The organism is Thermofilaceae archaeon (genome assembly GCA_038731975.1).
Classification (GTDB): domain Archaea; phylum Thermoproteota; class Thermoprotei; order Thermofilales; family Thermofilaceae; genus JANXEW01.
Genome location: JAVYQJ010000034.1, coordinates 1 through 9,024 on the forward strand (window position 1 = coordinate 1; position 9,024 = coordinate 9,024).

Here is a 9,024-nt window from a genome sequence, read left to right on the forward strand (position 1 = left end):
TCGGCTTCATGGTTAAACTGACGCGCGACATCGGTAACCTCCTGCTGCTCATCGTCTTGAACGTGATCCCCATCATCAACTTCATCGTTTTAGGGTACTTCGTCAGAGTCGTCAGGTACGACCACGACGAGCCCCCTAAGCTGGGCAACTACGGCGGCCTCTTCGTGGAGGGTCTCAAGCTGGCGATAGCGATCCTGCTTTACGCGCTCATACCGCTCATCCTTCTTCTAGTGGGAGGTTTCGGGGCTGGGATATTCATGTTCAGGTTCCGTTGGGGGTTCGGGATCCTCAGGGGCCTCTTCCTTCTGCTCGTCATCGTTGCTGTGCTTCTCCTCGTATTCATCTTCTTCATCAGCCTTCCCGCCCTTTCGCTGTACATGAGGACGGGAGATTTCGGGAAGATCTTCGCGTTCGGTGAGGCTTGGGACCTAGTCAAAACTTTCGGGCTGGGCAATTACATTATCTTCTTCATAATGCTGGTAGTTTTCAACGCAATCGTGGCCGCTATAGGCTCGATAATACCGTGGGTTGGCCCAATGGTACTCGGAGTCTTCTCGATGGCGTTCACCTTTAAAGCGCTCTCCCTGTTCGTTAACCTGAAGTACCCCATCCCACCACCGCCACCGCCCCCCTCCCCTACTCACCCGACGTTCTAGCGGAGCGGCTTCGTAGAATCAGAAGGCTGCAGTAGGCCACGCTGTTAACGCTCAAAAGCTTGAGCGGCCTTACGCTCCGACGCTCCCCCCAGTTTGCGGGAGCGGAGTTTAAGCACCGCTAGGGCTAGGATCGTGCAGACGACGATGAGCACCGGCATGGGGTCCAGCGACCAGGCAGCGCTCAGCACTAACGGCTCGTCGACTACCACTTCAGCTACGGGGTTATGGGCGACCACTCTCCCCCTTTGATCCACCCACTGGCGGAAGCGTATCACCAGTAGGTTGCTAGGCCAAACCCCGATTCTAGCGGTGCTGCCCCTCTCGTACCAGCCCGAGCCTGTGGCGTAGCCGACCGGCGTTACAACCCTCACGGGCAGCACCCGAGAGGGGGCGGTTGCAGGGCTTTCGTCCACGTTCCCAGGACCCAGCGCGTAAGGTCCCTGCGTGACGCCCCTCTCCCACAGGTCGCTCCAGAAGTTGCCTTGCCAGGTGTTGGGTCCCGCATCTTGGAGGACGACGTGAGCGGCGTTTTCGACGAACTCGTTTCGAGTGAACGTGCACCCCCACGTTTCGTTGATCACGACGCCAGCCCCGTTGCGCCAAATCGCGTTCCCCTCCACGTCGACCCCCTCCGATCCCTGCAGCACGATGCCCCGCGCGCTCGCAGCCACCATGTTGCCTACTAGGGAGCCGGTAGACCGCTTCAGGGTGACCGCCGCCTGCGAGCACTCCTTGACCGTCGAGTTCGCCACGACCGCTTCCCTGCTCGAATCCACGTACACGCAGAAGCTGCTGCCGCTCAGCTCTGAGCCCATCAGCACGACACCACTCGAGTTGAGCACTCTGACCCCCACCTCGCCCTCAGCCACCCTGCAGCTTGAGATGGCAACACCACTGCTCCCCCAGACATCGATGCCCACCACGTTGCCGCTCAAATCGCAGTCGACCACCTCGACGCTTCGGCACTCCGAGATGAGCACGCCCACCGTGCTCCGTGCAGCGCTCACGCTAACGGTGGCGTTCGCGCAGCGCAGGAGGATCACCTGCCCGACAGCCCCTCCGACCTGAACCCCGCTCGCAGCCTCCAGGTAGACGAGCGGCCCTCCGTTCACAGTGTTGTTCTCCACCCTGTTGCCGTAGGATCTCCTGACGTACAGGCCGCACCCCTCGAACGCGTTCCCCACGACCGTGGAGTTGCTGGACTCCTCGACGTAGAGACCCACCATGCTCCACCTGACGCTGTTATCCACTACGGTGCAGCCAGGCGACCTCCACAGGCCGATTCCCACTCTGCCGCCCTCCACTACTACGCTCCGCACCGAGCAGCCGGGGGCATCGCTAGCGTATACGCCGTACTCGAAGCCGCGAACCATCAGGTTTTTCACAGTCACGTTCGGAGCTCTCACGACCACGCCCCTGCCGGAGCCGTTACCCTGCAGCACCCTCCAGTCACCGTCGAGCACCGCGCCGCTCCTCATCACGAGCACTCCGTCGCCGGTCACGCTGACATCCTCCAGCAACGTGTAGACGTCTCCCACTCGCTTGATGGGCGCGCTGGGGGGCTCAACCGTGCCATCCGGGAGGATGCGTATCGCTGCTTCACCGCCCGATGCCGTGCCCCGCGAAACAATTACCAGGAGGAGCAGGGGGAGAACTACCCACCTCAACTTCCACACCCGCCCGTCCCCCGCTTCTCCAGCCTTGTGAACCTCCCCTTAAGCTCTGGAACGGCCTCGCTCAGCTCCAGGAAGACTTCGTCACTCGAGGCTAGCGTGAGACCGGTCCTCAGCCACGCGGCAGCCACAAGCGCGTCGAAGAGGTTCAAGTTCCCGCTCCTATCGATGAACAAGTGCGGGTTTGCCGACACCAGCTTAGCGGCGACCCCGATGTCGGCCAGCTCGAACTCGATCACTAGGATCCGGGGGGCCTGCAGCAGGCCCTTCACGAAGCGCGCGTAGTTGAGGAGCTCCTGAACTCCTCCTACCTTGAAGATCGGGTAGGCCGCCTCGATTAGGCAGACCTCTGGGATGGCGAGCCCGTGTTCGCGCCTCAACTGCAGCACGTGATCCCTGTAGGCCGAGTTTCTGAAGTAGAGGGCCCAGACGCAGACGGTGTCTCCCAGGATCACCGGTAGGGTTATTACCGCTGGTTACTTAAGGTTACTGATGGTTAAGGTTGTGAAGGTTTACAGGGGCGGTGTCATCAAGCTCCCCGCTGAAGCGAGGAGGGCGCTGGGGCTGATCGAGGGGAAGCTGCTCCTCCTAACGGTTGAGGGCGGAAGGATAATCCTCGAACCCTTCGAGGAGGCGGACCCCGTGGAGAAGTACTCGTCGAACCTCCCGCCCGGCGTAGACGAAGACGAGATTCTCCGATCAACGGGGGGAATCATCGAAAGCCTCGCAGCCAGGAAGCTGGAGAGGTTATCCTCCAACTTGTAGTTGTAGCGCGAAAGTAATACGCGCGTAGAAAGCCGAGCGGTGAAAACGCACTCCTGCTTTGCTAACCCCGCGCTTTCAACTGCTTCGCCTGCGATACCTTTAACGCCGGCAGTTCGGTTCGGGCGCGTGCGACTCGAGGTTCTCGCGAGGGAGGATTGCCGCGCCATCCACGAAGCGGCGATGGAGGTTCTGGAGCGGGTCGGCGTCCGGGTTCTCGATGAGAGGGCGTTAAAGCTGCTAGCTGACGCGGGCTGCGAAGTTAATCAGCGGTCATCCGTAGTCCGCATACCCGAGCACCTGGTCATGGATATGGTTCGCAAAGCCCCCCGGAGCTTCACTCTCTACGGGAGGGGGAGCAAGCTCGTCATCGAGGAGGGGCGCACGCACTTCTCTTCGCAGGGCACAGCCGTCTTCGTGATCGACCCTCTCACGGGGGAGAGGAGGCCGTCTACCCTCAGCGATGTGGAGAGGTTCTACAGGCTGACTGACGCGCTCGAGAACGTCCACCACGCGACGCTGGTCGTCCACCCCTCCGACGTCCCCGAGCACGCAGCGCACGCTTACTCCCTCCTAGCAGCGTTCAGGAACACCGTGAAGACGGTTGACGCGTACGCCAGGAGCGGGAGGGAGGCGCTCGACTGCATCAGGATGGCGGCAATCGTGGCTGGAGGGCTGGAGGAGCTCAGGAGGAGGCCGATGCTGCTCTTCTTCTACAACCCTGTGAGCCCACTCCAGCACTCCAGAGAGCTGCTAGAGGGGCTTGAAGTCTTCGCGGAGCACCGACAGCCCATCATCGTAGCCCCAGAGTGCCAGGCGGGTGCAACTGCCCCTGCGACTCTCGCCGGGCTGCTAGTCCAGCAGAACGCCGAGATCCTCAGCGCGATCACGATCGCAGAGCTCGTGAACCCGGGAACGCCGGTGCTCTACGGGACGGTCTCCACTATAATGGACATGAGGACGGGGAACATCGCGTTGGGGGCCGTGGAGGCCGGCTTGATCAACGCGGCTACAGCCCAGCTTGCGCGCTTCTACGGTTTACCGAGCAGGGGGACGGGGGGAACGACGGACTCCAAGCTACCCGATCTGCAAGCCGGCTTCGAGAAGGCTGTCACGCTAGTCTTCGCCGCTCTCTCGGGGATCAACTTCGTCTACGACTCAGCTGGCTCCCTCGACTCAACCCTTGCAGCCAGCCTCGAGCAGCTCGTGATCGACGATGAGCTCTGCGGCATCGCAGCCAGAGCAGCGAGAGGGATAGAAGTTAACGAGGAGACCCTCGCGCTTAACGTGATAGAGGAGGTGGGACCTGGGGGCACCTTCCTATCGAAACTCCACACTGTGAGGAACGTAAGAAGGGAGCACTACGTGCCGAAGCTGCTCAGCAGAGTACGGTGGGAGCGGTGGAGGAAGAGTAAGAGCCTCGTTGAAGAGGCGAGGTTACGAGCTGAGGAACTTCTCAAGCATCACGAGGTTGAACCCCTCGATAAAGAAATTGAGCGGCAGCTAGAGGACTACGTCAAGCGAGTTTTAAACAGGCAGAGGTGAATGATGGAGAACCCCCCATGCTGCACATACGTGCAAATAAACGTTTTACGTGATGGATTGCTTAATATCCCGTAGCTGGGGAGAGCCCCCGATGGATGAGGGTGGAAGCGATCTCTCGGATAGCGGGTCTAGAGGCGTATTCCTGAGGGAGGCTACGGGCCTCGTCAGAGAAGCCGGCTGGCTCGACATCCTGATCTTCGCCTCGCTCAACATCAGCTGGGGTCTCTCGGCCTGGTGGTACTTCCTCTGGGGGCCCTACTTCGCGCCCGGCGGCAACCTGCACCTCGGCGTGCTTCTAACCACCGTTCCGATGATCTTCGGCGCGCTGGCTTGGGCGCTGCTCGTCACGATCGCCCCGCGGAGCGGGGGGGACTACGTGTTCGTCAGCAGGATCCTCCACCCGCTGCTCGGCTTCCTCTCCAGCTTCGGCTGGATCATAGCCAACTTCGTGTGGGTGGCCGTGCTACCATCGTACGTGGCGGATCCAGCCCTCCTCACCACCTTCTCGCTCACGGGGTTGGAGCAGGCCGCCGAGTTCGCCGGGTCCTCGATCGGCATCCTCCTCATAGGCATCATAATCATCACTGTTTCAGCGCTCGTGACGATACTCGGCCTCAAGGCCTTCAGGGTCTTCCAAGCGGCCTGCTTCGCGCTTGGAGTGCTGCACTTCGCGGCGATCTGGGCGGTACTACTTGGCGCCAGCAGGGAGTCCTTCATCGCCGCGTGGAACAGCTTCAGCGCCGCCTACGGGTCGGCCGACTACGATACCATCGTGAGGGAGGGGCTGAGGTACCTAGCGGAGACGTACGGTGCGGACACCTCGTACACTTGGAGCGTAGCAAAGGCCCTACCCCTCATGCCTGTCGCCGCCTGGGGGCTCCTCTACCCCTACCTTGCTGCTTACATCGCGGGGGAGACGAGGGACGTACAGAAGAGCATGATCATCGGGATCCCGGGCGGGCTCGTGCTCGCCTCAGCCTCCTGGTGGATCACCGGCGCTCTGCTCGAGCGAGTCGTCGGCTACGACTTCCTGCTGTCCATCGCCTACGTTTACGGTGATGGACTAGGGCTCTACAAACTACCCTTCCCGCCGTCTTACTTCGCCTTCGCCGCGATCATGGCGCCCCTCTGGCTCCGGTGGTTGATCGGGATCGGGTTCGCCGCTTGGATCCTCTACTACGCACTGTACACGATCTTCCCGATGAGCAGGATCTTCCTCGCTTGGGCCTTCGACAGGATCGCTCCCGGCTTCCTAGCCGACATGAGCGAGCGCTTCCACGCGCCCGTGAAGAACGTGCTCCTGACAACGGCTCTCAGCTTCATCATGCTCGCGATCTACGCCCTCAACCCCGAGTACCTCGCGGGCTTCACAGCGATGATCCCGCAGATCTCCACCACCTTCCTATTCACCGCAATCTCAGCCATCGTGGTGCCCTACCGGGGGAAGACGAAGCTGATGTATGAGAGCTCACCCGTCTCGAAGCTGAAGGTAGCTGGAGTACCCTTCATCAGCATCTGCGGCGCGGTGTACGCTGGGCTGCTCCTCGTGCTGCTCTACTTCTACTTCACGAACCCGGGACTCGGAGCCCTGCACGTGCCCTCGCTGCTCACCATTCTAGCGGCCTACGTGGCCGGGACAGCCTACTTCTACGGCGTGAAGCTCTACAGGAGGCGGCAGGGAATCGATATAGATTTAGCCTTTCGAGAACTGCCACCGGAGTAGGTGACGGCTGTGCGGCTGTTCTATGCCTCCGACGTGCACGGCAGCGAGGTATGCTTCCGCAAGTTCCTCAACGCAGCGAAGGTGTACAGAGCGGACGTGCTCGTGCTGGGCGGCGACTTGACGGGTAAGGCCCTCGTACCGATCGTGAGGAGCGGGGAATCGTACAGGGCTGAAGTCTTCGGCAAAACGTGGCTCGCCAGGAGCGCCGAGGAGCTCGAGAAGGCGGTGGCGGCGATCAGGAGCAACGGGTTCTACACGGTGGTCGTGGAAGAGGACGAGTACGAGAAGCTGAGGAGGGATCCCGCCCTCGTGGATGAGCTGTTCACTAAGGCCATGGTTGAAACCCTGAGGAGGTGGGTTAAGCTGGCTGAGGAAAGGTTGCGGGGCAGCGGTGTCGAAGTGTACATCATGCCCGGCAACGACGACCGCTTGGCTGTGGACGAGGCTTTGGAGGGCTCGGACGTCGTCGTAAACCCCGACAACCGCGTCATCGAGATTAAGGGCGGCCTCCAGCTCGTCAGCCTCGGAGCCTCCAACCCAACCCCATGGAAGACCCCGCGCGAGCTCACGGAGGAGGAGCTGTACAGCAGGCTGAAAAGGTTGATCGAGGGGGCCGGCGACCCCTCGGGCGTGGTGCTAAACGTGCACGTACCACCTTACGGGACACCAATCGACCTGGCCCCCGCCATCGACGAAGAATTCCGGGTCGTTCGGAAGGGCGGCGAAGTGGAGATGCTCCACGCGGGGAGCAGAGCCGTGAGGAGGATCATCGAGGAGCACCAGCCGCTGGTCGGCCTCCACGGTCACATCCACGAGTCAAAGGGCGTGGCTAAGATCGGGAGAACTCTCTGCTTCAATCCGGGGAGCGACTACAGCAGCGGCGCGCTCAGAGGCGTGCTCCTAGAGCTCGAGCGGGGAAGGGTAAGGAGCTACGTGTTCACGTACGGGTGATCGGGTTGGCGAGGCTGAAGCTCCTAGAGGACTATGACGGGACCGTGTACGAGGTTGAGCTCCCCCTCACCTCGAGAATCGAGGCTCAGCAGGCCGCGGAGGAGCTCGGCCTACCCGGCTACATCGACTTTTCCAACCTCTCCCTCGCCCGAGCAGTCGTAACCCTCTGGGCTGCGCGCAAAGTGCCCAGCCTAGACTTGCCCGGAGAGCTCAGGGGGAGGTTGAGCAGGCCTATCGACGCCCTCCTCTTCGGAGGGGCAGCCGTCAAAGTCCACTCGCCCACGGCGAACAAGCGGGAGCACGCGCTGAACAGGGAGCTGAACGACGTGGACTTCGTCGTGAGGAAGCGCGACGGGCTCCTCTTCGTGAAGCTCCTCCTCAACCTCGGCAGCCTGCTGGGCAGCCGCTACACGTACTTCACCACCTCCGGCGACAAGTGGTTCAACGCGTTCAGGGGTGGGAGGAGGTACAGGGTTCACGGGCTCAGCGGGGTCGAGGGTGACGGCTTGCGGGTTGCGGTAATCGACATCTTCTGCGACGAGCTCCCCTTCCGCCACACGATCAAGCTGAGCGGCGAGTTCGAGAGGGCCAGGGAGAACCTCTACACGGTGGGTCTCGAAAACCTGCTGCTCTCAAAGCTTCAGTACATATTCGGGCTACCCGTCGAGAAGCTACCGATCCTCGAGTCGTCCGGCCAGGGGTACAGGGTGCTACCATACGAGCACCTGAAGGGGATGGTCGCGGTCGGCATGGAGCTCAAGGACATGAAGGACGTGGCCGCGCTCCTCCTCGACCACGAGATCGGCGAAGGGGGTGAGGCCATCAACCCCGAGGTCCTCCGGAGGACGCTCGAGAGGGACAAGGGCTTCGCGCTCACCGTCAGGTTGAACCTCCAGAACCTCATCGATAGGATCGACGTCCTCATCAGGGAGGGGTTGAGCCCCGGCGAAGCCAGCGATGTAGCAGCCGCGGCGGAGGAACTGCTCAAGGCTGTACCCCGCGTGGAGAAGAGGTGGAGCAAGCCCTGGTGGAACATCTACGTGGAGTCGCCGGGCCTCGAGGGGGTAAAATAGCCGGAGCTGCACTACCCCATTGTGGTCGAGACCGTAGTCAAGGCTAACGGCTCGAGGGAACCCTACAGCCGGCAGAAGCTCCTCCTCAGCGTCGTCCGGTGCGGGCTGCCAGAGCAGGACGCGCTGAAACTCGTTGAGGAGGTCGAAGAATCCCTACCGGCCGTCGTCACATCCGACGAGATTTACAGCCGGCTCCTCGCCCGGCTTCGCGAACGATACCCGCAGTGCGCGGTAAGGTACGCCGTCCGCAGGGCCATCATGAGGATGGGGCCGGAGGGCTACCCATTCGAGAAGTTTGTCGCGAGGCTCCTGGAGAAGATGGGCTACGCGACGCGCACGAACGTGAAGGCTAGAGGTAGGTGCATCGAGCACGAGTTGGACGTCGTCGCGGAGGGCCGGGGGGAGAGGTTCTTCGTCGAGTGCAAGTACCACAACCTGCCGGGGATCAAGGTTGACGCCAAGGTCGCCCTCTACGTTTACGCGCGCTACCTCGACCTGAAGGACCAGTTCGATAGGGCGTGGATCGTGACGAACACGAAGGTGACGGCTGAAGCCGCCGCCTACGCCGAGTGCGTCGGCATGCGCGTCATAGCCTGGCACTACCCGGAGGAGGGATTGGAGGTCCTCATCGAAAGGTACGG

The 9,024-nt window shown here is 61.7% G+C and carries 9 protein-coding genes; 7 read left to right on the forward strand and 2 right to left on the reverse strand.

Features of this window, described 5'->3' with window-relative positions; translation table 11 throughout:
* Positions 1-656: DUF4013 domain-containing protein (locus QXF46_08465; GenBank protein ID MEM0226890.1), on the forward strand; the 656-nt coding region annotated here is incomplete at its 5' end.
* 44 nt (positions 657-700) lie between these two features.
* On the opposite strand, the gene QXF46_08470 is transcribed toward QXF46_08465, so the two are convergent.
* Together QXF46_08470 and QXF46_08475 are read right to left on the reverse strand one after the other, a co-directional pair.
* Positions 701-2,323: a right-handed parallel beta-helix repeat-containing protein gene (locus QXF46_08470; protein ID MEM0226891.1), complete on the reverse strand. Its 1,623-nt coding sequence runs from the start codon at positions 2,321-2,323 to the stop codon at positions 701-703.
* Complete coding sequence (locus QXF46_08475; protein MEM0226892.1) at positions 2,320-2,784, reverse strand: PIN domain-containing protein; 465 nt, start codon at positions 2,782-2,784, stop codon at positions 2,320-2,322. Before QXF46_08475 ends, QXF46_08470 begins: the two co-directional genes overlap by 4 nt.
* 37 nt (positions 2,785-2,821) lie before the next feature.
* Between QXF46_08475 and QXF46_08480 the strand changes: the two genes are divergently transcribed.
* The 6 genes from QXF46_08480 to QXF46_08505 all read left to right on the forward strand — a co-directional run.
* Positions 2,822-3,094 (forward strand): AbrB/MazE/SpoVT family DNA-binding domain-containing protein, encoded by a 273-nt coding sequence (locus QXF46_08480; GenBank protein MEM0226893.1) that lies wholly within the window; start codon positions 2,822-2,824, stop codon positions 3,092-3,094.
* Positions 3,095-3,133: 39 nt separating this feature from the next.
* Positions 3,134-4,636 (forward strand): trimethylamine methyltransferase family protein, encoded by a 1,503-nt coding sequence (locus QXF46_08485; protein ID MEM0226894.1) that lies wholly within the window; start codon positions 3,134-3,136, stop codon positions 4,634-4,636.
* 91 nt (positions 4,637-4,727) lie between these two features.
* A complete protein-coding gene (locus QXF46_08490; GenBank protein MEM0226895.1) occupies positions 4,728-6,359 on the forward strand; it encodes an APC family permease in 1,632 nt (543 codons plus the stop codon).
* A gap of 9 nt (positions 6,360-6,368) precedes the next feature.
* The gene (locus QXF46_08495; protein ID MEM0226896.1) at positions 6,369-7,310 is read left to right on the forward strand and encodes a hypothetical protein; all 942 of its coding nucleotides are present in this window, start codon (positions 6,369-6,371) and stop codon (positions 7,308-7,310) included.
* A 5-nt stretch (positions 7,311-7,315) separates the two neighbouring features.
* Positions 7,316-8,383 carry a hypothetical protein gene (locus QXF46_08500; GenBank protein ID MEM0226897.1) on the forward strand — a complete coding sequence of 356 codons (1,068 nt, stop codon included), beginning with the start codon at positions 7,316-7,318 and terminating at the stop codon, positions 8,381-8,383.
* Positions 8,384-8,404: 21 nt separating this feature from the next.
* Positions 8,405-9,024 (forward strand): restriction endonuclease (locus tag QXF46_08505; protein MEM0226898.1); only part of this gene is annotated, 620 nt, incomplete at its 3' end.

Excerpts from the sequence above, each read along its gene's own strand:
- QXF46_08480 (MEM0226893.1), top strand. The coding sequence starts at position 2,822 with ATGGTTAAGGTTGTGAAGGTTTACAGGGGCGGTGTCATCAAGCTCCCC.
- QXF46_08490 (MEM0226895.1), top strand. The coding sequence starts at position 4,728 with ATGGATGAGGGTGGAAGCGATCTCTCGGATAGCGGGTCTAGAGGCGTA.